Annotated in this window: 19 protein-coding genes and 1 pseudogene; 12 read left to right on the top strand and 8 right to left on the bottom strand. The window is 52.2% G+C overall.

Annotation, left to right across the window (positions count from 1 at the left end):
* The 4 genes from CKO12_RS10125 to CKO12_RS10110 all read right to left on the bottom strand — a co-directional run.
* A partial coding sequence (locus CKO12_RS10125) for a molybdopterin-dependent oxidoreductase (protein ID WP_207146332.1) occupies positions 1 to 1,643 on the bottom strand: 1,643 nt, incomplete at its 3' end.
* A gap of 423 nt (positions 1,644 to 2,066) precedes the next feature.
* Positions 2,067 to 2,831 (bottom strand): BRO-N domain-containing protein, encoded by a 765-nt coding sequence (locus CKO12_RS10120; RefSeq protein WP_200154624.1) that lies wholly within the window; start codon positions 2,829 to 2,831, stop codon positions 2,067 to 2,069.
* 214 nt (positions 2,832 to 3,045) lie between these two features.
* Positions 3,046 to 3,249, bottom strand: coding sequence for an RRXRR domain-containing protein (locus CKO12_RS10115; protein ID WP_200154623.1), 204 nt, complete (start codon positions 3,247 to 3,249; stop codon positions 3,046 to 3,048).
* Positions 3,250 to 3,319: 70 nt separating this feature from the next.
* Positions 3,320 to 5,674 (bottom strand): hypothetical protein, encoded by a 2,355-nt coding sequence (locus CKO12_RS10110; protein WP_200154622.1) that lies wholly within the window; start codon positions 5,672 to 5,674, stop codon positions 3,320 to 3,322.
* A 287-nt stretch (positions 5,675 to 5,961) separates the two neighbouring features.
* On the opposite strand from CKO12_RS10110, the gene CKO12_RS10105 reads away from it, so the two are divergent.
* Complete coding sequence (locus tag CKO12_RS10105) at positions 5,962 to 6,399, top strand: hypothetical protein (RefSeq protein WP_200154621.1); 438 nt, start codon at positions 5,962 to 5,964, stop codon at positions 6,397 to 6,399.
* Between the two features lie 3 nt (positions 6,400 to 6,402).
* On the top strand, positions 6,403 to 7,080 hold the full coding sequence (locus CKO12_RS10100) for a DUF2726 domain-containing protein (RefSeq protein WP_200154620.1): 678 nt from the start codon (positions 6,403 to 6,405) through the stop codon (positions 7,078 to 7,080).
* Positions 7,081 to 7,100: 20 nt separating this feature from the next.
* On the opposite strand, the gene CKO12_RS10095 is transcribed toward CKO12_RS10100, so the two are convergent.
* Positions 7,101 to 8,351 (bottom strand): (Fe-S)-binding protein, encoded by a 1,251-nt coding sequence (locus CKO12_RS10095; RefSeq protein ID WP_200154619.1) that lies wholly within the window; start codon positions 8,349 to 8,351, stop codon positions 7,101 to 7,103.
* 248 nt (positions 8,352 to 8,599) lie between these two features.
* Here CKO12_RS10095 and hfq point away from each other — a divergent pair, with 248 nt between their 5' ends.
* The 5 genes from hfq to argB all read left to right on the top strand — a co-directional run bounded on the left by hfq (position 8,600) and on the right by argB (position 13,406).
* Positions 8,600 to 8,872, top strand: a complete 273-nt coding sequence (gene hfq / locus CKO12_RS10090; protein ID WP_200154618.1) for an RNA chaperone Hfq — start codon at positions 8,600 to 8,602, stop codon at positions 8,870 to 8,872.
* Entirely contained in the window at positions 8,869 to 10,185 is a 1,317-nt protein-coding gene (gene hflX / locus CKO12_RS10085) for a ribosome rescue GTPase HflX (protein WP_200154617.1), read from the top strand. Before hfq ends, hflX begins: the two co-directional genes overlap by 4 nt.
* 69 nt (positions 10,186 to 10,254) lie before the next feature.
* On the top strand, positions 10,255 to 11,442 hold the full coding sequence (gene hflK, locus CKO12_RS10080) for an FtsH protease activity modulator HflK (RefSeq protein WP_200154616.1): 1,188 nt from the start codon (positions 10,255 to 10,257) through the stop codon (positions 11,440 to 11,442).
* A gap of 167 nt (positions 11,443 to 11,609) precedes the next feature.
* A complete protein-coding gene (gene hflC, locus CKO12_RS10075; RefSeq protein WP_200154615.1) occupies positions 11,610 to 12,503 on the top strand; it encodes a protease modulator HflC in 894 nt (297 codons plus the stop codon).
* Between the two features lie 6 nt (positions 12,504 to 12,509).
* Complete coding sequence (gene argB, locus CKO12_RS10070; protein WP_200154614.1) at positions 12,510 to 13,406, top strand: acetylglutamate kinase; 897 nt, start codon at positions 12,510 to 12,512, stop codon at positions 13,404 to 13,406.
* A gap of 97 nt (positions 13,407 to 13,503) precedes the next feature.
* Here the strand turns inward: argB and CKO12_RS10065 are convergent, their stop codons facing one another.
* The 3 genes from CKO12_RS10065 to CKO12_RS10055 form a co-directional block, all read right to left on the bottom strand.
* A complete protein-coding gene (locus tag CKO12_RS10065; RefSeq protein WP_200154613.1) occupies positions 13,504 to 14,502 on the bottom strand; it encodes an AAA family ATPase in 999 nt (332 codons plus the stop codon).
* A 115-nt stretch (positions 14,503 to 14,617) separates the two neighbouring features.
* Positions 14,618 to 15,505: an SPFH domain-containing protein gene (locus tag CKO12_RS10060; protein WP_200154612.1), complete on the bottom strand. Its 888-nt coding sequence runs from the start codon at positions 15,503 to 15,505 to the stop codon at positions 14,618 to 14,620.
* Positions 15,506 to 15,531: 26 nt separating this feature from the next.
* Positions 15,532 to 16,497 carry an SPFH domain-containing protein gene (locus CKO12_RS10055; RefSeq protein WP_200154611.1) on the bottom strand — a complete coding sequence of 322 codons (966 nt, stop codon included), beginning with the start codon at positions 16,495 to 16,497 and terminating at the stop codon, positions 15,532 to 15,534.
* A gap of 57 nt (positions 16,498 to 16,554) precedes the next feature.
* Here CKO12_RS10055 and CKO12_RS10050 point away from each other — a divergent pair, with 57 nt between their 5' ends.
* The 5 genes and pseudogenes from CKO12_RS10050 to CKO12_RS10035 all read left to right on the top strand — a co-directional run.
* The gene (locus CKO12_RS10050; protein ID WP_200154610.1) at positions 16,555 to 19,434 is read left to right on the top strand and encodes an EAL domain-containing protein; all 2,880 of its coding nucleotides are present in this window, start codon (positions 16,555 to 16,557) and stop codon (positions 19,432 to 19,434) included.
* A gap of 257 nt (positions 19,435 to 19,691) precedes the next feature.
* Positions 19,692 to 20,978, top strand: coding sequence for a nucleotide sugar dehydrogenase (locus CKO12_RS10045; RefSeq protein ID WP_200154609.1), 1,287 nt, complete (start codon positions 19,692 to 19,694; stop codon positions 20,976 to 20,978).
* Positions 20,979 to 21,050: 72 nt separating this feature from the next.
* The gene (locus CKO12_RS10040) at positions 21,051 to 21,245 is read left to right on the top strand and encodes a hypothetical protein (protein WP_200154608.1); all 195 of its coding nucleotides are present in this window, start codon (positions 21,051 to 21,053) and stop codon (positions 21,243 to 21,245) included.
* 130 nt (positions 21,246 to 21,375) lie between these two features.
* Positions 21,376 to 21,660: pseudogene (locus tag CKO12_RS15390) on the top strand (calcium-binding protein); the annotation flags it as partial.
* Positions 21,661 to 21,678: 18 nt separating this feature from the next.
* A partial coding sequence (locus CKO12_RS10035; RefSeq protein ID WP_274599916.1) for a SwmB domain-containing protein occupies positions 21,679 to 23,212 on the top strand: 1,534 nt, incomplete at its 3' end.

Genomic DNA, 23,212 nt, shown 5'->3' with positions numbered 1-23,212 from the left:
GTTGGGGGGATTTGAGATCGGGCGGTTGGGGGGATTTCCGCCAAGGTGACGACACCTTGTGAGCGCATTTCCGCGACCGTGACGCCCACGCCTTCGAGCTGATACTCCCAAATATCTTCAATGCCCTCGAAATCCAGCGCCGCGCCGCGCCCGAGCCGCCGCAATATCTCGCGGAAAATCCACCACGCCGGACGACTGTCAAAACGCGGTGTGATCGCTTGATCGCGCATGATCAGGCTGGGCACTGCGCCCTGCACTTGTCCCAAGATGTTGGCGCGTTCCAAAAAGGTGGATTCCGGCAGAATCACGTCGGCATACCACGCCGTTTCGGAATAGCGGACATCAATGGCGACGATCAGCTTGAGGTGGTCAAACGCCCGTTTGATCGCTTCCGCATCAGGCATGGCGGTGAGCGGATCGTGGCGATAAATGAAATACGCGCCGATGCCGTAGGGCTGGGCGGTCTCCATCGCCGCATAAAGCTGATGCAGCACACCAATCGCCGGGTCCCAACTCGGATGCACGTCACCTGCGCCATCGGCGCGTGGGGTGCTCACTTTTTCGCAGCGATCTTGCAGACGTTTGAGGCTGGCGCGTCCGCACTGTTCGGGCGTTTTGGCGAGCAGCAAACCGCCCGGCACTTCCAGATTGCCCATTAACACGTTGAGAATCAGCGCACTGCGGCTGACGTAAAACGATTGTTTATGGCGAGCGGTCATCCAGCCGGGATGAAAAATCACCTGCGGCGCAGCGGCAGCGATGTCCTGCACCAACTCGCGCACGGCGGCGGCGGAGATGCCGGTGTGTTCGACTTGCCAGTCGGGGGTGGTGGTGGCGACGGCGGCGCGTAATTCTTCCAATCCCGTCACATGACGAGCGACGAATTCCTTGTCGTACAGCTCAAGGCGCAAAATTTCGTGAATTAACGCCAAATTCAGGGCGTAGTCGCTGTTGGGGCGGATTTGCCAATAACGGCTGGCTTTGCTGGCGGTGATGGTGGCGCGAGGGTCGATGTAGGTCACTTGCAAACCGTTGGCGACGGCGGCCATAAAACTTTTGGCTTCTTTGACCATCAGCGATTCAGCGATGTTGCGCCCGTACAGCACCAAATGTTTGGCGCGTTTGAGATCAAGCACCAGCCGTGAATGCGGAAAGCCAAACAGCGAGCGGGCGGCGTTGTAAACATTGCTGGCGCAGGAGGCGTCGTGATTGACGTAATTGGGCGAGCCTAGCGCCTGCGTGAAGGTGCGGGTTAAATCGGTGAACGGGCCGCCGCGATCAGACAGCGCGATGCCACGAGTGCCGAATTCGGCGATGGTCTCCTGCACCTTGTCGGCGATGTAGGTGAGCGCCTCATCCCAAGATGCCCGTCGCCATTGCCCCTCGCCACGAGCGCCGGTGCGAATCAGCGGCGAGTGCGGGCGCTCGTCATCCAGTTGGAAGGACTGCCCCGCGCCGCCTTTGGCGCACAAGCTGGCACCGAGCGCGGGATCGTTGGGATTGCCTTGAATCCAAGCAACTGCGCCATCTTTCACCGTGACGGCGAGGGGGCAACGCACGGCGCACATGCCGCACAGACTGTAAACCGTGCGCTGTCCCGAAGAATTCTGGCCGCACTCGCTGGTTGTCGTGCTCACACTCATTACTGTTCCGTTCCTGTTCAATCACAAGTTATTGTTTTTTATTGAGCAATTTGATTATCGGGTGGGCGCTGTCGCCACTTGCGCAGCACCCAGCCCACGCCGCCGAGGATACCAGCCCACACGGTTTCAATCCTTGTTGTAATGGATTTAGCGTTGCAACTGTGCTGGCGCCCACTAAACTTCCTATTGCTGTCCGAGTTTCAATCCTTGTTGTTAGGAGTTACGCAGTTGGATTTCTAAATGTTTGATTTTATTGAAGTAAGTTTGTGCGCTGCACAATAGCACTTCCATAAAAATCAACAACTTAACTTTCAACTGCGTAACTCCTAGTTTTTATTGAGAACGCTGTTTTTACTGACAACTGAAAACATTTTCAGTTGTCAGAATAAACGCCAAGCGGAAATATAAAGCAAATGCGGGGCACTAATTGATCGGTTGGTAACGCGCAATCAGGCTTAATGTGCGTTCATGGTGGGCTTCAATCTGCGAAAATTCGTTATCTAAATGACGCTGCCATTCTTGTTCATTAAAAGGCAGCATCGGACGCAATACGCGATGAAAAAACCGTTTTTCTGACTCGAGCGCCATGCCTTGAAACAACCGCGATACGCGCTCCACTTCCGCCAGTAAATTCAACACGTCGTGAAAATAACACGTTGGCAAATTATTCACTGAATGTTTCAAGCCATATATGCGCCGAATGCCACTGTAAATCGCGTGTGCTGCCATGTCTTGATAATGAAAGTTGTATTTAATGCGATGCACAATCGCTTCAAGCGCCGCAATATCCGCGCTGTTAATGTGCTCAAATGTCGGTGCGGGTGCGGGAGCTTGATAACCGCCAGTCTTCCGAATCGATGGCAGCACCTCTTCAAATACCCACGTCTCGAAACGTTCTGCGCTGGGAAGCTGGCTGCGTGAAATGAGACGGTACACATCCGGCTCAGGAATCAGCTTTGTCTGTGGGTCAAGTGTAAGTTGTTGATTCTGATAGGGGTGTCTAGTAGACGCCCCTAGCTCTTTCAAAGACTTAGCGCGTTTGCAGTTGTCGCGGATGGCTTGCTTGGTATCAACATAACCAAGCGCAGCAGCAACATCTTTACCGACAAACCAAGGCTCGTGGTCGATGATGACGGTGCGAATGGAAATGGATTGATCGAACGAAAACGAAAGAATGGATGTTTCCATCTGTAACCTCGTAAGTTGCAGTTATTGTCTGCACTAATGCAGCAGACGGGACTCAACTAGAGCCTTACGAGTTGCTCCGGGCATATTCCCGCTAACGCGGTGTTGTATTACGCCTCTCATCCCGGTGCCACAAGAAACCGGTATCTGAAGTGTAGATATAAAAAACCGCTGATTCTGACGGGAGCGGGTATCCGCCCGTAAAGTTCTAGTGCGGTTAGTGTGTGTGCAGACAATAACTGGTGTCAATAGCAATTGTGGTCGGCGGTGCGAAACGTTGCAACTTATTTAACCATTGTTTGACGTTATCAACCCGACTTTGTACTGAAGGTGGTAACCATTTTTCAGACCGCCAGCGATTATTAAAACGCAGTTGCCGATAACAAGTTTTACGTCCGCGCCGAATTGATAAACGATCCATTAACCGTTTTAGTTATCAGTTTTCAGCGAAACTGCTATTTTTTACTGACAACCGACAACCAATAACTTTTTTAACTCGCAGGCGCAGCAGGATTGGTTTCTGCACTTAACTCTGGTGGTGCGGCGAGATTAGTAGTTGTATCCAACTGTGATTGCAATAAATTACCAAGACTATCTTCATAAAAAGTGATTCGCGCCTGCGTTGCCGCTTGCCGCGCCAGCACCTCCACTTCATTGCCATCCTGCGCCAGCTTGCGCACTTCTAAACGGCGCAACAGCTCTCGCTGTTTTGCCAGCCGTTTCACCGTCACCTGCGCGGTACGTTCCAACTTTTTCAGTTCCCGCTCCAACTGCACCACCGTCGCCCCCGTCGTCACCCGCAGCCCAAACCAACGCCAAAAACCGGCAACTTGAGGATGCGCGGTGCGATTGGCAGCCGCGAGCTGCTGCCGCACCTGCGCCAGCTCCGCCTGTTGCGTCGCGGCAGTCGTGTCCAGCGTGGCGACCTGCTCCCGCAGCGCCGCCAACTGTTCAGCGAGCTTTTGCCCGTTGAGACGCAACTGCTCGCCATCAACGCGCTGCTTGGTTTCCGTGCCCCGCAAGCGCGTCAGCTCCACCCGCAGCGCCGTCAACCGCTGTTGAAACGCCTCGCGCCGCCGTTGCGCCGCCAATTCCACCAATTCCTGCACATGCGCCCGCTGCCGCTCCACATCGCGCTGATGGGCATCGTGCAAACTTTGCTCCCGCAGGCGATCAAGATCACACAACCGCGCCTGCAACTCGGTCTGCGCCGCCAACTGCGTTTGTTCAAATGCCTCCCGCTGCTGGCCCAAGTGCTCCTCCTCCAGCGCCCGCTGCCGCGCCCAATCCGACCGCGCCCGGTGCAATTCAGTCGCCAACTCCGCCCGCCGATGCTCCAGTTGCGCCTGCGTGTCGTGATCGAGCTGCGCCTTGAGCTGGGCGGTGCGCAAGCTCAATTCCTCGTCATACGCCGCCAATTCGAGATCACGGCGGCGGGCGCTCGATTCCTGTTCTTGGCTCAGATTGTCTTGGCGCAGCGTGAGCAATTGCTGTTCAAGTGCTTGTTCAGCTTGATATTTCAACAGCGGCTCGCGCACCTCCAGCAAGGCTTGCCGCGCCGCATAAAACGCCGCCGGGTCTTTTTCATACAGCAGCCACAGCCGCACGAATTCAATTGGATTGAGGCGATGATCGGGATCATCCCACCGCTCAAAGCCGGGAATTTCCACCAAGCCGCCGACCAGATATTTGCGATATTGCAATTGCAGCGTTTCGCTGAAATAGGCGCTGACGGAAGCTGGCTCAAATAATTTCAGCGCCAGCAGCGAGAAAAACAACACGCCGAGCGCGGCCTGCGAAAAACCTTCCACCGTTTCAAAATGCGGCACCCCGGATTCATCGGGGCTGTGGCGCAGCGCGTTAAGAATTTTGGAACGCGCCGCAAAACTCAAGCGCGGCGGATTGGTTGGTGGTTGCTGCGCAGTCAAATTGGCGGCGGCTTCTTCCAGACGAGCGTGCTGCTCTTGCCGCAACTGCGTGAGTTGGGCGGTACGCTCGCGCAATTGGGTTTCTAACTGCTTGATTTGAGTGATTACACCCGCGAGGCGCAGATCCACTTCCGCCTGTTTATCCGCCAATACGCTGGCGATCTGTTTGGCGTTGGCTTCCCATTTCCGCGCTTCCGGGCCGCGACCTTCGGGGCGACCGTTGCGCCCCATCACTTCATTGCCAACCCGCTCGCGCACTGCCACCAAATCCTGCCGCAACAACGCGATTTCGGGAGCAAATTCGGCCTCCATCTGCGCCCGTCGCGCCGTTTCCTGCGCCAGCACCTGCGTGATGCGGGCGATGTCGGCTTCCAACGGCGCGACCTGTTCCTGATAAGTCGCAGCGAGGGCGTCGGCGTGGGCGCGGATGCGGGTTTGCAATGCGGCGTCGCGCTGGGCGAAATACTGTTCAACTTGCTGCTGGTGATAAGTGGCGATGTCGTCGGAGCGAATCAGCTTGCCGAGAAATGGCGCGGTGACGTACAGCGAAACGGCGACGATCACCACGCGCAGCGCGATGCCCACCAGCCAGCGCAGCAGCGCGGTCACGCCTTGATTGGCGGTTTGATTCCAGCGCCGGGCGCGGAGCACGGGGCGCTCGGACATCACGAGCGAAGCATCGACAATCCAGATGATCGAAAACATCAGGATAAACATGAAGATGCCAGCGATGGGGCGCAGCCAGGTGAGCTCTTCAGGAACGATGGAGGCGCTGATTAAGCCCCACACGATGCCTTCGATGCTGGCCATGAGCAGGATGACGACCCACGCAAATCCCAGCCACACGCGCACGGCGGGAGTGGCGAGTGCTTGACCGTAGGGGCGCAAGCGCAGAAATTGCAGGCGAGGCAGGTTCAACCAAGAGTCTCTACGCAGCACAGGGATTGTCCGAGATCATCGTTAAAATAGTGGTTTATTAAGGAGGAATGATGCAGTTGTTGATTGCGTTGTTTAGTGTGCAGTTGTCAATTGTCGGTTGTCAGTGCGGTGACAGCGATGGGTCTCCACTGACAACTTTTTCAACCAGATGCAGATTGTATGCGCTTGACCAGTGACTGACGAATCGCTGCCGCTGCGACTTGCGCCACGCCGCGCAGTCTCCGCATCATCCGCGCTCTGCACAATTCCCTCGGTGGCTTATTTTTATGGATCGGATTACCCGCACTGCAATCATCATTTCCGTGTTTCTGCTGGCGCTGCTCGTGCTGTCGCTGACGTGGAGCAGTTTTGGCTGGACGCCGCGCATTTGGCAATTCAACGCACAGTTGCAAGAAGACCCGGTGTTGGCGAGTTATCCGTATGAATTTCGCGCCGTGCTCTTTGTCACCGGCATCGTGACGCTCACCAGTCCGCACGCGGATGAGGTGCCATTGGAGCCATTTTTACAGACGCTTGATCCGAATTTGCGCGACAAGCCGGCGACTGATCCGGCGTTGGCTGCGGCGCGAGCGCGGTTTGTGGAGCATGAGCAGCGAGCGATTGCGCTGCTGCTGGCAGAGCCAGATGTCGATTCGGTGATTTGGTCACTGGATCGGGCGTGGTATCACCAGCACAAGGTGCCGCTGGCAGCACCGGCGCACTAACTGATGGCGCATCTGTATTTTTTGCTGGGGCTAACGGCGCTGATGCTGGTGGTGCTGGCGCTGCAAATTCAGCGGCTGTTGTCGCGGCGGATTCGGTTTCCGTATCTGGCGGCGGAGACGCTGTTAAATCCACCGCAGCGGGCGTTGAAAAACGCGCTAGAACAAACGCTTGGGCGGGATTATCGGATTTATGGGCGTGTCCGCGCCGCCGAGGTGATTCAGGTGCAGGGGCATTTGACGCGGCTGGAACGGCAGCGGGCGCAGGCGCGGCTGGACGGGCTGGTGTTTGATTGCCTGATTTGCAGCTTGGAAACCACCGCGCTGGCGGGTGCGGTCAATGTGACGCCAGCGCCGGGACGCTGGCGGGAGCGCCGTGCCAATCGCCGTTTGCAACAGATTTGCACGGCGGCGCGGTTGCCGTTGCTGTGTTTTGAGGAGCGGGAGTTGACGCCAGTGGCGGCGCTGGAGCGGCAAATCATGGCGGCGCTGCAAACGCGCTGGCTGGATATAAAACCCAGTGTTGCGACGGCGAATGCGGCAGAAGTGCGTCTGCGCCGGGAGCCGGTGCTCAAGCCGCCGACGCTGGAGATGACGACGTGGGAGCCGGAATTTCGCTTTGATCCAAATTTAGAAATCATCAATAACGATGATGCGCAGTTTCATTTGATTGCGCGGCGGTGAGGGTTTCAATCTGGTGTTTTTTACAATGACGCCTTCGTTGGCAATTGACGCACGAGTAATTCCACCGGATGACACACCGAAATTGCCAAACCCGCCTCTCGCAGCCCGGCGGCTAAATGCAGCGCACAGCCCGGATTAGTGGTCACAATAAACTCCGGTGCCAATGCTGCGCTGGCAGTTATTTTCGCCGCCAACAATCGATCAGCCATCTGCGGATGTTGCAATAAATATGTGCCCGCCGCGCCGCAACACTGGTCATTGCCGGGCAACGGAATGATCTCAAGCGCCGGAATCCGCGCCAGCAGTTGATAGACCGCCGCCGTGCCGCCGAGCAGATTGCGATGTGAACAAGGCTCATGCACCAGCACCCGCGCTGGCAGCGGACGCAACGACACAGCATCTGGCCACGGCAGTTGCAGCAGCCACGCACACAATTCTTGCGTGTTTTGCAGCGCCGGTTCCGTCCGTAATTCCGCCACACACGCACTTGCCAAGCCGATCAGTTGCCGCCCCGCGTATTGGTCAACGCAGCGCTGGCGCAGGGTAGCGGCAGCGGCGATTTCGCCGTTATGACGCAATAACGCGCCGCAGCACTCCGGTTGCGTCGTCACCTTGACCGCCACCCCAAGCCAATCACAGACCTGTAGCGTTGCCGCCAACGCCGTTCCTTGCGTGCTTTCGCCCACGCAGCCGACGAATAAATCAAACGGCGTCTCCGGCACTGAGCGCGGTTTGATGCGCCGCGCCGTCGTGGCAATCACCACTGCTAACCGTCGCCACGAGCGCAGTGGCGCGTTATTTGCTAACGTCAGCACCCACGCCAAGCCGCTATTCACAACAATGCGAGCGATGGTTCCCAGCCAGCGCGTCAGACGCGCATCTGACAGACTTTGCAGTAACAGACGCCGGAAATAGCGCCGCCATGCTGGCAGTGCAGCGACGCGATGCGCTTTGGCAGCGGTACTCAAACGCCCGTAAGCAACCAGCGATGGACACGCCATTTCACACGCCCGGCACTGCAAACAACCATCGAGATGCGCGGCAAGCCGATCTGTCAGCGCCAGCTCGCCATGCAGCCAACCTTGGATGAGCGCGATCCGTCCGCGGGGGGAGTCGGCTTCATGTTGCGTCTGCGCATAAGTGGGGCAAACAGCGAGACACAGCCCGCATTTGACGCATTGATCGGCAAGCTGGAGCAATTCTGCTGGCGTTTCCCCGGCGCGATCTGCTGGCGCACCAGCCCGCTCGTGCGTCGTTAAATCTTTAACCATTTGATATTATTAAACTCATTTGACGATTGCCCACTGGCCATCTGCTAACTTTCTAAAAAATCAACAGCTTGCATTTTTAAGCACAGCACTTTTAACTGATCTGGTTTGGTTCGCGTGACGCCACGCAAAAATTTACACTGCCTGCCAAGACTGCCAGTTGCAACGCAGCAAGCAGTTTTAGCCGCTGGCGAGCTGTATAGCAGCACCGGCGGTGCACTCTAAAACACAACAACAAGGAGATATTTCCCATGTCTAAGGGGCAAAACTTGCAAGACCCTTTTCTCAACGCTTTGCGTAAAGAGCGGGTTCCCGTGTCGATTTTTCTGGTCAACGGCATCAAATTGCAGGGACAAATTGAATCGTTCGATCAATTCGTCGTCCTGCTGAAAAACAACGTCAGCCAGATGATTTATAAACACGCCATTTCTACCGTTGTGCCCGCTCGCAACGTCAAACTCGCGCCGTTGGATGACGACGAGCCGCTGGCGCTGCCCGATCCATTTGCGCCGGGTAACCATTGAACGCCACCACGCTTGTCACCGAGCGCCCGCAGCAGGGCGAGCGGGCGGTGTTGGCGCAGTTCGACATCGGTTCTGCCATGACTGCGGACGAGCGCGAGGAATTCGCGCTGTTGGCGACCGCCGCTGGCGCGGAAATCGTCGGCAGATTGGGTGGAACGCGCCCCGCGCCTGATTCGCGCCTGTTCATCGGCAGCGGTAAAGCCGCAGAATTACAGGCGCTGGTTGCCGCCACTGAAGCCGATTTAGTGCTGTTTAATCATGCGCTGTTGCCCGGGCAGGAGCGCAATTTAGAACGCCTGTTGCAGTGCCGTGTGCTGGATCGTGCCGGTCTCATTCTCGACATCTTCGCCCAACGCGCCCGTTCTTTTGAAGGCAAATTGCAGGTCGAACTCGCCCAGCTCAAACATCTGTCCACGCGCTTGGTGCGCGGCTGGACGCATTTGGAGCGACAAAAAGGCGGCATCGGGCTGCGTGGTCCCGGCGAAACGCAGTTGGAAACGGATCGGCGCTTGCTCGCTAAACGGGTGGACACGCTCGAACAGCGCCTGCTGCGGATCGAAAGTCAACGCGCTCAGGGACGCCGCGCGCGTGCCAAAGCGGAGGTGCCGGTGCTGGCGCTGGTGGGCTACACCAACGCTGGAAAATCAACATTATTCAATCAGTTGACTGCCGCCGGCGTGTTGCAAGCTGATCAATTATTTGCCACCTTGGATCCAACGGTGCGGCGGCTGACGCTGCCGAGCGGGGGATTGGTGTTAATCGCTGATACCGTTGGTTTTGTCAGTCGCCTACCGCACGAATTGGTGGCGGCGTTTCGCGCCACACTGGAGGAAACGCGCAGCGCCAGCTTGTTGCTGCACGTCGTTGATGCGGCCGCACCGCAGCGCGAGCGCCAGATGGATGATGTGGAGCGGGTGTTGGCAGAAATCGGCAGTGCCGAGGTGCCGCGTTTAGAAGTGTTTAACAAGCTCGATCTGGTGGCGGATACGCCGCTGCCGCGTTTAGAACGCGATGCGAGCGGACGTCCGACGCGGGTGTGGTTATCTGCGCAGACGGGCGCGGGCATGGATGCGTTGCTGATCGCGCTGGGTGAAGTGACCGGCGGAATGCAGGTGCATCATCGGCTGGAATTGGCGGTGACGGATGGGCAACTTCGCGCTTGGTTGTATGCCCACGCGCAGATTTTGCACGATCACGCAGCGGACAGCGGCGGTTGGGAGGTTGAATTCAACATCGCAGCAACGCAATTAGAACGGCGCTTGGCGAATGATCCGGTGCTGCGACAACGCTTGGCAGGTGCTGGTTTGCCGTGATCTGGTCAGTCCCATACAATCAAATCTCCTGAATTATTTCCCTCAAACCAATAGATAAATGGAGCGGCTATGGCTTGGAATGAGCCAGGTGGCGGTCAACAAGACCCCTGGAGCGGCAAGAATGGTGGCGGCGATCAAGGTCCACCTGATCTTGAGGAAATCGTGCGCAAGCTCCAAGAACGGATTGGTGGCTTATTTGGTGGCGGTGAGCCACCGCCGCCGCGTCGTGCCGGTGATGATGCGCCCAACGGTTTTAGTCGGCGCATCATCGGTTTAATTATCAGCGTGATCGCGCTGGCGTGGTTGGCAAGCGGCATCTATATCGTTGAACCCGCCGAGCGCGGCGTGGTGCTGCGTTTTGGGGCGTATGTCGATACGACGAACCCCGGCCCGCATTGGCATATCCCGCTGCCGATTGAGTCGGTGCTCAAGGTCAATGTGGATGAGGTGTCCACGTTCAGCCACCGCGCTGCGATGTTGACGCAAGATGAAAATATCGTGGAAGTCGAGCTGACGGTGCAGTCGCGGATTCAAGACGCGGCGGATTATTTGTTTCAAGATCAAGCACCTGAGCGCACGTTGAATGATGCAACGGTGACGGTGGTGCGCGTGACCATCGGTCAGAGCAAGCTCGATTATGTGATGACGGAAGGACGCGGCGCGGTTGCGGTCACGATCAAAGAGCGGATTCAGGCGTTGATGGATCAATACAAAACCGGGCTGGTAGTCACGTCGGTCAACATGCAGCCAGCAAAACCGCCAGAACAGGTGAAAGCTGCGTTTGATGACGCGATCAAGGCGCGTGAGGATAAGGAACGCTTGGAAAATCAAGCCGAAGCCTATTCTAACGAGGTGCTCCCGCAGTCACGCGGTGGCGCGGCGCGGATTTTGGCGGATGCCAAAGCGTATCGGGATCAGGTGATTGCTGAGTCGGAAGGTGAGGCGTCACGGTTTACGGCAGTGCTGGCGCAGTACGCCAAAGCTCCAGAAGTGACGCGCCAGCGTCTGTATTTGGAAACGCTGGAGCAGGTGTTTAGCAACAATCGCAAGGTGTTGTTAGATGTGGAAAAAGGTGCCAATCCACTGCTGTATCTGCCGCTGGATCAACTTGCTCCGCCGCGCCAGCTGCCGCCAGAACTGACGCGCACGGAAACTGCGCCGCTGCCCGCACCAATGGCGCTACCCGATCACAGCGAACCGCCAGCGCGGATGGTGGATCGAGATCGCCGCGCTCGCTGGTCAACGACTCCGCCGTGAGGTGTTGTGTTCTTACCTGCGTCAGTGCTCATGCTGCGTGATGCGCTGATGGCGATTCATTCAACCGGATACCAAAGGAGAGTGCGGGATTGAGCAGTCGCCTTGTGCCTCACCCGGCGTACTGCTGCCCCGTCTCATTCAGACGGGGGAATCTTGCGAAATAAACAATGAGCCAAACAAATTCAATCAAAACGCTATTGCCAGCGGGACTGGTGGTACTGGGATTATTTTTCTATAGCGCCACCTTTATGGTGCAGGAATATGAAGCGGCAATTAAATTGCGCTTGGGTGAAATTGTGGCGACTGATTTTGCGCCCGGTCTGCATTTCAAAATCCCCTTGATCCATCAAATAAAAACCTTTGATCGCCGTATTCAAACGCTCGACGCCCAGCCGGAGCGGTTTTTAACAATTGAAAAAAAGGACGTGATTGTTGATTCCTATGCGAAATGGCGGATCGCAGATGCCGCGCAGTTTTTCCGCTCCACCGGCGGCAATAGCGCCCGCACCAGTCGCTTATTATCGGAGCGAATCAATACCAGTCTGCGCGATGAGTTTGGCAAACGCACCATTCAAGAAGTGGTGTCGGATGATCGGCTGGCGCTGATGGAAATTTTAACCAATGATGTCAATGCCAACGCCGCCGATCTGGGCGTTAAAGTGATTGATATTCGGGTCAAAAAAATTGATTTGCCGCCAGAAGTGAGCGAATCGGTGTATCAGCGGATGCGTGCTGAACGCGAGCGAGTAGCGCGGGATTTACGCGCGAAAGGATCGGAAGCCGCCGAACGTATTCGTGCGGATGCAGATCGGCAGCGGACGGTAACAATTGCGGAAGCCTATAAAGAATCAGAAGAAATTCGCGGTGAAGGCGATGCAAAAGCGACTGCGATTTATGCGACTGCTTTTAATCAAGACCCGAGTTTTTATGCGTTTTATCGCAGTCTTCATGCGTATCGCACCACCTTTGGCAAAGCCGGTGGCGATGTGATGATATTACAACCTGATTCCGACTTTTTTCGCTTTTTTCGGCAACCTTCTGGTCAATCTGCACCGAAATAACCCGCCATGACTTTTCCTCACGCTCATGCTCAAACCATTGCCCACGTTTTAATTGAAGCGCTGCCGTATATTCGGCGCTTTCGCGGTAAAACGGTGGTGATTAAATACGGCGGCAATGCCATGGTGGATGCGACCTTAAAAGAAGGTTTCGCCCGCGATGTCGTGTTAATGAAATTAGTCGGCATCAATCCCGTGATTGTCCACGGCGGCGGCCCGCAAATTGGCTCGTTATTAAAGCGCCTTGGTAAAGCCAGCGAATTCGTGCAAGGAATGCGCGTGACCGATGATGAGACAATGGACGTGGTGGAAATGGTGCTCGGCGGGTTAGTGAATAAAGAGATCGTTAATTTCATTAACCGGCATGGCGGTTCGGCAGTGGGTTTAACGGGCAAAGATGGCGATTTAATTCGCGCCCGTCAATTATTACTGCGCCGCGATGCGCCCGAATTGAATGAGCCAGAAATCATTGATATTGGGCATGTCGGCGAGGTCGAAAGCATTGATCCGAGCGTCGTTAATATGCTGGTAAACGGTGATTTTATTCCCGTGATTGCCCCGATTGGCGTCGGTGCAGATGGGCGCTCGTATAACATCAATGCTGATTTAGTGGCGGGTAAAATTGCAGCAGTCTTAAAAGCTGAAAAGCTCTTATTGCTGACGAATATCGCCGGTTTGTTGGATGCAGATGGTGCGTTAATTCAACAATTGGATATTGGGCGCGTCAATCAGTTAATCGCAACTGGCGTCATTCATGGCGGAATGTTGCCTAAAATTCAATGTGCAATTGATGCGATTCAATCTGGAGTGAAATCCGCGCACATCATTGATGGGCGAGTGGAACATGCAGTGATGTTAGATTTATTCACCGATACCGGCGTGGGAACGTTGATTCGGGGGCGATAACACCTTATACACTGTTAGTGATCAGCTAATTAAACTACACAATGACGCGCATTAAATTGTCTAAATTGGCAATTAATCGCGTCATTTTTATAATGAATTACGGTGCTGGCACGCGCCGCAATAATGCCGCAATAAAATCATCAGCATTGCGCCCTTCCGCTTCGTATTCATAAGACAGCAATACGCGATGCCGCAAAATATCTGGCGCAATACTTTGTACATCTTCTGGAGCCACATAATCGCGGCCATTCAACCATGCCAACGCCCGCGCACATCGATCAAATGCAATTGTAGCGCGAGGGCTGGCACCAAAACGCAACCAGCCATCTAAATCCAACGCATAGTCCACAGGACGACGGGTTGCCATCACCAAATGCAATAAATATGTTTCAATTTCTGGTGCCATATACAGCGCCAAAATTGCCTGCCGCGCTGCAAAAATATCTGCTTGCGTGACCAGCACCGGCGGCGAATTGACGGGCTTGTCATGCGCAGCGCGGCGATTCAAAGCAAGTATCTCTCGCTCAGTTGCGAAATCAGGATAATCAACGCGAACGTGCATTAAAAACCGATCCAATTGCGCTTCTGGCAATGGATAGGTGCCTTCTTGTTCAATTGGATTTTGCGTCGCCATCACTAAAAATAAACGCGGCAATGGATACGTTTCACGCCCCACCGTCACCTGTCGTTCACCCATTGCTTCTAATAATGCAGATTGGACTTTAGCGGGTGCTCGATTCACTTCATCAGCGAGTAACAAATTGTGAAAAATGGGGCCGCGATCAAAGCGAAAACTCCCATCTTGCGGATGATAGATTTCAGTGCCGGTTAAATCGGCGGGCAATAAATCAGGCGTGAATTGAACGCGATGAAAATCACCTTCCAAACCCGCTGCTAACGTTTTAATCGCCGTAGTTTTTGCCAGCCCGGGCGCACCCTCAACTAATAAATGACCGTCAGCTAACAGTGCCATAAATAAACGGTCAATTAACGTTTGTTGCCCCAAAATAGTTTGCGCGACTTGTTGGCGTAAGGTTTGAATTGCGGTCGTGGCGCTGAATAGCGCCTCAGAGGGCGCAGAAGTGTTGATAGTCATGGGCTATAATCGCAAAAGTGGCTATTAAATAAGGCAACTGATCAATAAAAGTCAGCATCAACAGTTAAAGTAAAACAGACGCAACCGGCACAGTCTCCGCTGGTTTCCCAGTTAATTAAGCAACCTGCACCAGAATATCAGAACTCGCTGGTAATAATTCAAGCACTGCATTGGAGTGTAATAACTGCTCCGTTTCCATCACTTCCATCACCGCATTCAACACTTCTTGATCTTGGCTGGCAATTGCATTGAGCGCCGCACCAACAACTGCTGGACGTGTTGCTGCCGCCTCTGCCATCTGTTGTGATACCTTAAATGCAGTTTCACTTTTAATCAAACCAACGCGATTATCGCCATCTTGTTTCATGGCGCTAGTGACCTGCACCAAGCGTTTGACAACCTTGTCGGTAATGTTATTCACCATTTGCCGATCTGTAAATGAAACTTTGCGAATATACACCGAGCCTAATTGATAGCCCCATTGCTCAGATAATGGCGATACCGTTGCGCGAACCCGCCGACTCAATTGATGTCGATCTTCCAACATTTTATCCATTTCTAAATTGCTTAAAGTGGAAATGGTGGCGCTGGCAACGTTGGCTTGCAATGAAGATTCGGGATTGGCATTGCGAAATAAATAAGCAACGGGATCAGTGACTCGCATTTCATACCAGATGCCAACGCCCATTGGCGTGCCTTCTTCTGAATTGACCATTTGATCACGCAAATAATACTGCCGCAGCGCCGTTGAAACCCGATAACGCTTGCCAAAAAACGGAACTAACAGTGCTTTCACACCAAAATAACTCAATGGAAAACGCAAACCAGGTTCACTAATGGTGCCGAGCACGGTGCCAAATAATGTGAATACTTGCGCTTCTTGCTCTTTGATAATTGCATATAAACCCAAGGCTTGCGTTATTGCCAATAATAACGGCACATACACTAGCCCTAAAACAAACGCCACTACCAATTCTGGTGTTGTTGCACTGTCAAACGGCATCATTGTATTTCTCCGCGTCTTTTTATTTAATGGGTACGAATAATGCGCGTTGCTCGCCGAAGCAAGGGCACGCGTAAATTGCGCAGATAAGTGTGTAATGAAGCGGAGCCACCACTCGCTTTCATCTGCAATAAAATATGCGCCAACTCTTGCAATGGCGCAACTTCAGCCTGTGCCGTGTTGTGGGCAATTTCAACGGCACGTTTACTCATCGTAATTTGCTGCTCGGCATCCGCACGCGCAGTGCTAATATCGGCAGCAACCTGATTGCGGGTTGTGTTAATTGCCGACAGCGCCCGATCAACTTCAGGTGGTGGATCAATTTGTGTAATTAACGCCGCATCTAATTCAATTCCATAGCGGGCGCTGGTGCAATGACATTGTTGTTCCATATAGGCGTTGAGGAGGGGTAGATTTTTGCGTAAATCGTTAATAGAAACGCCTTCAGAAAGTTCAATGGTGTTGGTATTGGGTTCATTGCCAGTACCTAAATGTTGTCCACGCGGATCAACAAAGGTGGCAATCCGTTCACGCAATACAGAAATAAAATATCCCATGACGTGCTCTAAAGGACTGCTGACATTAAAGCAATAGGAATATAAATTGTTTTCCGCAATCCGAAAGCGAATTTGCCCGCCAACGCCAGTGGTGAGATTATCTTTAGTAACGGCCTCAACACTGTGTTGCAGTTTGGTGGGGTCCCACGTTAAATCAATTGCTTCTGTGGCGACTCGCACCTTGTGTACTTCTTGCCAAGGCCATTTGAAATACGGACCACCGGGGCGAATGGTGCGCAATCGTGGCACCTGATACCGTAACAATTCTTCATCATTGAGCGCCGAATCTTTTATCATCGATTTACCGAGGCGCTGTGCTCGCCCAAAAGTGGTGATGACCGCTCGCTCATCAGGTTTTACAATGTAAAACGCACTAAGCAACACGCGATACAGGACAAACACTAAAACCCCCAACAAAAAACTGGAAATCATCATCTCTTCTCCATCGCGGTTCGTTTATAGAGTGTTACTGCGCATTTCTTCTGGTTCAATATGACAACTATGATCAATCACAATCGTTTAAGCGACATCATCAACTCCATCGTCGATTGGGAAGTTGATTTGCACGGATGTTACACCGTTATCACGGGCTGTGTAGAGGAGATTTTTGGTTACCGAAGTGAAGAATTACTGGGTAAAAACAAATTTGAGCTTATGGTAATCCCAGAAGCGGAACGTTGGCATCTTATTTGGCAGGATGTTGTTGCACGCCAAATGCCATTTAAAGACTTCCATTATGGGATACAACATCCTGATGGCAGCGAACGTACTTTATTAACCAGCGGGATTCCAGTATTTAATCAAGACGGTACCTTGCATGGATTTCGTGGTACCGACCGCGATATTACCACCGAAAAAAACATCCAAGATCAATTGCGAGAGCAAAGTTTACAATTTCAAGCGATTTTCGATCATTCGTTTGTTGGAATTATGTTGCTCACGAAAGCGCGGGTGATTACTCGCGCTAATCAACGGCTTGCGCATATTTTAGGGTATCAACATCCTAGTGAACTCATCGGTTTAAGCGTCCAAGCGATTCATATTTCTGATGCGCATTTTAATGAATTTGGACAACGCTTTTATGCGCAGTTGAAACAACAGCCGCAAACGCATATTGAATATCAGTTAAGGCGCAAAGATGGCACCGCATTTCATTGTTTAATCTCTGGTAAAGCCTTGGATGAGGAAGTTCCGGCTGATTTAAGCAAGGGTGTGATTTGGATTGTTGATGATATTGAAGATTTCAAATATACCGAACGCGCTTTGCGTGAAAGTGAAGCCCGCTATCGTGCTTTATTTGAATCCAGCAGCGAGGGCATGGCGATCATTCGAGATGGGCGTTTTGCGTCAATGAATCTCACGGCGCGGCGTTTGTTTGGATTAGAACAGGTTGATGGTAATGATGATTTAAAACCAGCAAGTTTGTCGCCGCCATTACAGCCTGATGGTCAGGATTCAACGCTGAAAGCGCAACAAATGATGATGTTGGCCTTGCAAAATGGCACGCATCGCTTTGAATGGCAGCATCGGCATCGGGATGGAAAATGTTTTCAAGTTGAAGTCAGTTTAACTAGAATTCACATTGAAGATGAAACTGCGCTTTTAAGTACCATGCGCGATCTGAGTTATCAATATGAGATTGATTATCTCAGTTATCACGATCAACTCACGCATTTACCGAATGCGAATTTGTTGCGCGACCGTTTAGCACAAACCATTAAATTTGCAGCATTCAGTCAAACCAAAGTGGCGGCGCTGACTTTAGATTTAGATGGATTTAAGCATGTGATGGATGCGCATCAACATGACATCTGGGAACAGGTCTTAAAAACCCAAGCAGCGCGATTAGCAACGCATACGCCATTTGGTACCTTGGTAGCGCGTACCAGTGGCGATGTATTTACTGTGATTTTAGATGAAGTGAGCGATCCACAACAGGCGCTCCAACATGCTAAACGGATTCAAGAAGGATTGCATAAGCCGCTGTTATTAAATAACGACCATGAATTATACATGACGGAATGTATTGGGATTGCGTTTTATCCCGATGATGCTACCGATGCAAATGAATTATTACGCAAAGCGGGTTCGGCGCTGCATAAAGCAAAAGACCTCGGCCCCGGCTCAATTATGCGTTATGAACCGGAAATGACAATTTGTTCCACCAATCGTTTGCAATTGCTGCAACAGTTGCGGCAAGCCGTCCAATTTGAAGAATTTGAATTGCACTTTCAGCCTAAAATCAATTTGACAACGGCGCGAATTGTGGGCGGTGAGGCGTTAATTCGCTGGCGGCGCAATGATGGTCGTTTGGTCTCACCAGCAGAATTTATTCCTATTGTGGAATCAAGTGATTTGGTGCATTCGGTGGGGCGTTGGGTGTTGTATGCTGCATTACAACATTTGCAACAATGGGAAGCCGCTGGAGTGCCGGTGGTGCCAATTAGTATCAATATCGCCGGACCGCAATTTGCTCGCGGAACCTTGCCAGAAGAAATCGCAGCTGCGTTAATTGCTACCGGCGTCGCCCCGGCGTTATTGCAAATTGAATTGCTCGAAAGTCAATTATTGAGTGATCCCGAACAGACGCGCCGTCAACTGAATGCAATTCGAGCGTTGGGAGTGAGCGTGGCGCTGGATGATTTTGGTACTGGCTATTCGAGTTTGAGTTATCTCAGTCGTTTCCCGGTCGATTTTTTGAAAATTGATCGCAGTTTTATTCGCCATCTCACTGAAAATACTGGCAATCTTGCCATCGTGCGGGCGACGCTGGCGATGGCACGGGGTTTGGATATCCAGACCGTCGCCGAAGGGGTGGAAACGGCGGATGAGGTGACCTTGCTGCATCGGCTCGGCTGTCATCTGGTGCAGGGATATTTCACCGGTAAGCCGCAACCAGCCACAGAATTTGCGCATTTAATCAGCATGTTGCCAGAACTCGCATTGCCGGCAGTGCTGTTTCGTTTGATCACGCACGGCGTGTTATTGGTTGAGGACGACCCGTTGCAGCGGCATCTTTTTATGGCGCAATTGCATCGTCACGGATTTGCCGTGTTTGCGGTGGAAACGGCGGAAAGCGTGTGGGAAGTGTTGGCGACGGAGGACATCGAGGCAGTGGTGACGGACTATCGCTTGCCGGGCATGGACGGCGTCACCTTGCTGCAACAAATCCGCGAACGCTATCCAGAAGTCGCTCGCATCATGTTGTCAGCGGCGAGTGAGGCCAACATTCCCGCAGCGGCCATCAATCGCGGCGGCGTCTTTCGCTATCTCACCAAACCCTGTCGGGCGCAAGACCTATGCGATGCTGTGCGCGATGGCATTCATTTAGCGCAAATGATGCGCCAATCGCGTCATTATGAATCGCGTTAATATACCAGCATGATGCAGCGATTAGATTGCGTGTTGAGACTGGTATTGAGCGCAATAGTAGGTTGGGTTGACACCGGCAACCTAACTGAAAAAATATCACTGCTGGCGCTTAAAATCAAGTCGCCATAATGGAGTTTATTTGTATTCAGAGCTATCGCGTCACGCAATAAAAATTGCGTTCATCTGCTTGCAGTTTTATGCTGCAAAATGTCGTACTTTACCGCCATTATTTTCACTTCAATCGGAATAAAAGCCTTATGAAAACCATCGTTGCTGTTGTCGGTTTAGGTTATGTCGGTTTGCCGCTCGCAGTTGAATTTGGCAAGCAATACGAAACCATTGGTTATGATCTTTCGGAAACGAAAATCGCGCATTACCGCAATTATTGCGATCCCACCGGCGAGGTCAGCACTGCCGATTTACAAGCGGCGACTCAACTGACGGTGAGTAGCGATCCGACCAGCTTGCGTCGCGCCGACGTCATCATCGTTGCGGTGCCGACGCCGGTCGATCAAACGCATATTCCTGATTTTTCGCCGCTGATAAGTTCCTCAACGACCGTCGGCAAATATATGAAACGCGGCGCGATTGTCGTTTATGAATCCACAGTGTATCCCGGCGCAACTGAGGAAATTTGTATTCCGCTATTAGAAAAGCATTCCGGTCTTAAATGGCAGCAGGATTTTCACGTTGGCTATTCGCCAGAGCGCGTTAATCCCGGCGATAAAGAACGCACCATCACGCGCATTGTTAAAGTAGTTGCTGGCGATACTGCGCTGACAACCGAAGTGGTTGCGGCGCTATATGCGTCAGTGATTACGGCAGGCGTACATCGCGCAAGTTCGATTAAAGTCGCAGAAGCGGCGAAGGTGATTGAGAATACCCAGCGCGATCTTAACATTGCGCTAATGAATGAACTGGCGCTGATTTTTAATCGGCTTGGAATTGATACGTTAGAAGTTTTACAAGCTGCGGGCACGAAATGGAACTTTTTACCCTTTCGCCCCGGTTTAGTTGGCGGGCACTGTATTGGCGTTGATCCGTATTATTTAACGCACAAGGCCGTTGCGCTCGGTTATCACCCCGAAGTGATTTTAGCGGGGCGGCGGATTAACGATGGCATGGCCGCTTATATTGCCCAGCAAACGATCAAGTGCATGATTCAACACGGCGACCGCATTAAAGGCGCACAAGTGATCGTATTGGGTTTGACGTTCAAAGAGAATTGCCCTGATTTGCGCAATTCCAAAGTCGCCGATTTAATTACCGAATTACAATCATTTGGCTGCGCAGTGACGGTACATGATCCGCTGGCAGCAGTGGCAGAAGCTGACCACGAATACGGCTTGAAATTGACGCCATGGGAGCAATTGCCCAATAACGCAGCGGCAATTGTTGCTGCCGTATCACACCATGAGTATTTAGAAATGTCGCTGGCGCAATTAACCGCGCATCTCAAACCGGGTGGCGTCTTTATTGATGTGAAGTCGGCGTATGATCCGGCAGCAATTGTGGCGGCAGGTTTTCAGTTGTGGCGATTATAAAATAAAGTCGCGCCCCAAGTCGTCACTTGGGGCGCGGTGGTTGTGAATAGCGATTGACACTGGAAGCACACAATGAACGAACTCTATTATGGCGATAATCTGGAAGTATTGCGCAATAAAATTGCACGAGACAGCGTTGATTTGTGTTATATCGACCCGCCATTTAATTCCAAACGCAATTATTTCCAGATTTATACCAATGTCGGCACAGAAGATCAGGCGCAAGCACAGGCAGGTTTCAATAAAATCATACACTTAGAAGGCTAACTATTTAAGAAAAATCGTCTATACTTAACGCTGCTTGACATAAGATGTATAAAAAGCATGGCATTTTAACAAGCAAACACCATCCACAAAGTGGCTCGCCTCAACAAAACTAACCGTTAGGACGCAAACTATGGCAACTAAACCATTTACCGCAAACTCGGATCCAAGAATTGGCACACCGGGCGCTGACAATTTTGATGGGTTAGGTGGTGATGACACCATTTCTGGAATGAGTGGTAACGACACGCTCATTGGCAATCTTGGCGATGATTTGCTCAACGGCGGCGTGGATGACGATACCCTCATTGGCGACAAAGGCACAGATATTCTAAACGGCGACAGTGGCGATGATTCACTCAACGGTGGTGCTGAAAATGACACTTTAGATGGTAGCAATGGGAATGACAGTTTGGATGGTGGCACTGGCGCTGACATGATGACTGGCGGTGATGGTGATGATTCATATTGGGTGGATAACGCTGCTGACAAAATCGTTGAGGGCAAGTTAGGCGTCGAAACGGTGATTAGCGCAGTGAGCTTTACACTCGGTGCGAATCTCGAAAATCTTACCTTGTTGAAAACGGGAATGACCGATTTAACGGGAACGGGTAATGAGCTGAATAACATTATCATTGGTAATGCTGGCAACAATTATCTGGATGGTAAGGCAGGTGATGATCAATTGCATGGTGGCCCTGGAACTGCCGACGATACGTTAGACGGTGGCACTGGTAAGGATACGTTGACAGGCGGTGATGGCAGTGATACGTATAAAGTGACCAATACGAATGATGATATCATCGTCGAAACGGATAAAGATGGCGATCAGGATGTGGTGGAAAGCAACGTCACCTATGAGTTGGGCAATTATTTGGAGATGCTGACGCTCACAGGAACTGCCGCTATCAATGGTAAAGGCAATGCAGTTGCGAATGCCATTACCGGTAACGATGCCGCTAATACCCTGAAGGGTTATGAGGGCAACGATACGATTTGCGGGAATGATGGTGATGATAAAATTGATGGCGGTGAGGGTAATGATGATATCGATGGTGGTGGCGGTTATGACATCGCTTTCTATCAATTGGGTCAAGAAAACTACACGGTTCATCAGGATGATGAAGGAAAGTGGACGGTCGAGTACATCGGTTCTGATAGCAAAAAAGATGAGGGCAAGGATTCAATTATTGGCGTGGAAGCATTCGATTTTGCCGGTGTGAAAATGAATATTTCCGGTGGAGAGCTTTTGCTAACGGACACCACGCCGCCACTATTTGATTCAGCTACCGTCAGCGCTAAAACGCTGGTGCTGACTTATTCCGATGACAACGCGCTCGATGCTATAAATAAACCAGCAGTCACCGCATTCAAGGTGACGGCTGGCGGCGTGGCAAATGCAGTTAAAACGGTGGCTGTGAATGCTGATGCGCACACTGTCACGCTCACGCTGACGACAGCGGTGACAGCCAGTCAAGCGGTGACAATCACTTATATCGATCCAACGGGCGGCGATGATCGCAATGTGATTCAAGATGTTGAGGGTAATGATGCTGCCAAGCTGGTGTTTAACATCGCACCGGCAAATAAAGCGCCGGTTATCACACCCAAGACTTATACCGTGTCTTCTGATACGCCAGCGGGTCGAGAAGTGGCGCGGTTAAATACGGTGATCAGTGATGCTGATGGCAAGGTAGTTAAATATGCACTCACTGCGAATAACACTGATTTTGATCGCGACGGCAAAGCTGCATTTTTATTGAATGCCAGTACTGGTGTTTTGACTGTAAATGATGTCAATGATCTGGCTTTATCTACCAGTCCTTTCGCTCTAAAAGTGCAGGCAACTGATGATGACGGCGCAACTGCTTCTGGAATAATTACCGTTAAAGTGACGGCACCGGCAAATAAAGCGCCGGTTATCACGCCCACGACTTATACCGTGTCTTCTGATACGCCAGCGGGTCGAG

It is taken from the genome of Chromatium okenii (genome assembly GCF_016583745.1).
Taxonomy (GTDB): Bacteria; Pseudomonadota; Gammaproteobacteria; order Chromatiales; family Chromatiaceae; genus Chromatium; species Chromatium okenii.
The sequence above is the reverse complement of the archived record's forward strand: the minus strand, read 5'-3'. Positions and strand labels throughout refer to the sequence as shown.

Coding starts and splice junctions, on each gene's coding strand:
- CKO12_RS10060 (WP_200154612.1), bottom strand. CDS start 15,505: ATGCCGTTTGACAGTGCAACAACACCAGAATTGGTAGTGGCGTTTGTT.
- CKO12_RS10045 (WP_200154609.1), top strand. CDS start 19,692: ATGAAAACCATCGTTGCTGTTGTCGGTTTAGGTTATGTCGGTTTGCCG.
- CKO12_RS10100 (WP_200154620.1), top strand. CDS start 6,403: ATGGCGCATCTGTATTTTTTGCTGGGGCTAACGGCGCTGATGCTGGTG.
- CKO12_RS10040 (WP_200154608.1), top strand. CDS start 21,051: ATGAACGAACTCTATTATGGCGATAATCTGGAAGTATTGCGCAATAAA.
- argB (WP_200154614.1), top strand. CDS start 12,510: ATGACTTTTCCTCACGCTCATGCTCAAACCATTGCCCACGTTTTAATT.
- CKO12_RS10095 (WP_200154619.1), bottom strand. CDS start 8,351: ATGGTTAAAGATTTAACGACGCACGAGCGGGCTGGTGCGCCAGCAGAT.
- hflK (WP_200154616.1), top strand. CDS start 10,255: ATGGCTTGGAATGAGCCAGGTGGCGGTCAACAAGACCCCTGGAGCGGC.
- hflC (WP_200154615.1), top strand. CDS start 11,610: ATGAGCCAAACAAATTCAATCAAAACGCTATTGCCAGCGGGACTGGTG.
- CKO12_RS10120 (WP_200154624.1), bottom strand. CDS start 2,831: ATGGAAACATCCATTCTTTCGTTTTCGTTCGATCAATCCATTTCCATT.
- CKO12_RS10115 (WP_200154623.1), bottom strand. CDS start 3,249: ATGGATCGTTTATCAATTCGGCGCGGACGTAAAACTTGTTATCGGCAA.
- CKO12_RS10050 (WP_200154610.1), top strand. CDS start 16,555: ATGACAACTATGATCAATCACAATCGTTTAAGCGACATCATCAACTCC.
- CKO12_RS10055 (WP_200154611.1), bottom strand. CDS start 16,497: ATGATGATTTCCAGTTTTTTGTTGGGGGTTTTAGTGTTTGTCCTGTAT.
- CKO12_RS10105 (WP_200154621.1), top strand. CDS start 5,962: ATGGATCGGATTACCCGCACTGCAATCATCATTTCCGTGTTTCTGCTG.
- hfq (WP_200154618.1), top strand. CDS start 8,600: ATGTCTAAGGGGCAAAACTTGCAAGACCCTTTTCTCAACGCTTTGCGT.
- CKO12_RS10065 (WP_200154613.1), bottom strand. CDS start 14,502: ATGACTATCAACACTTCTGCGCCCTCTGAGGCGCTATTCAGCGCCACG.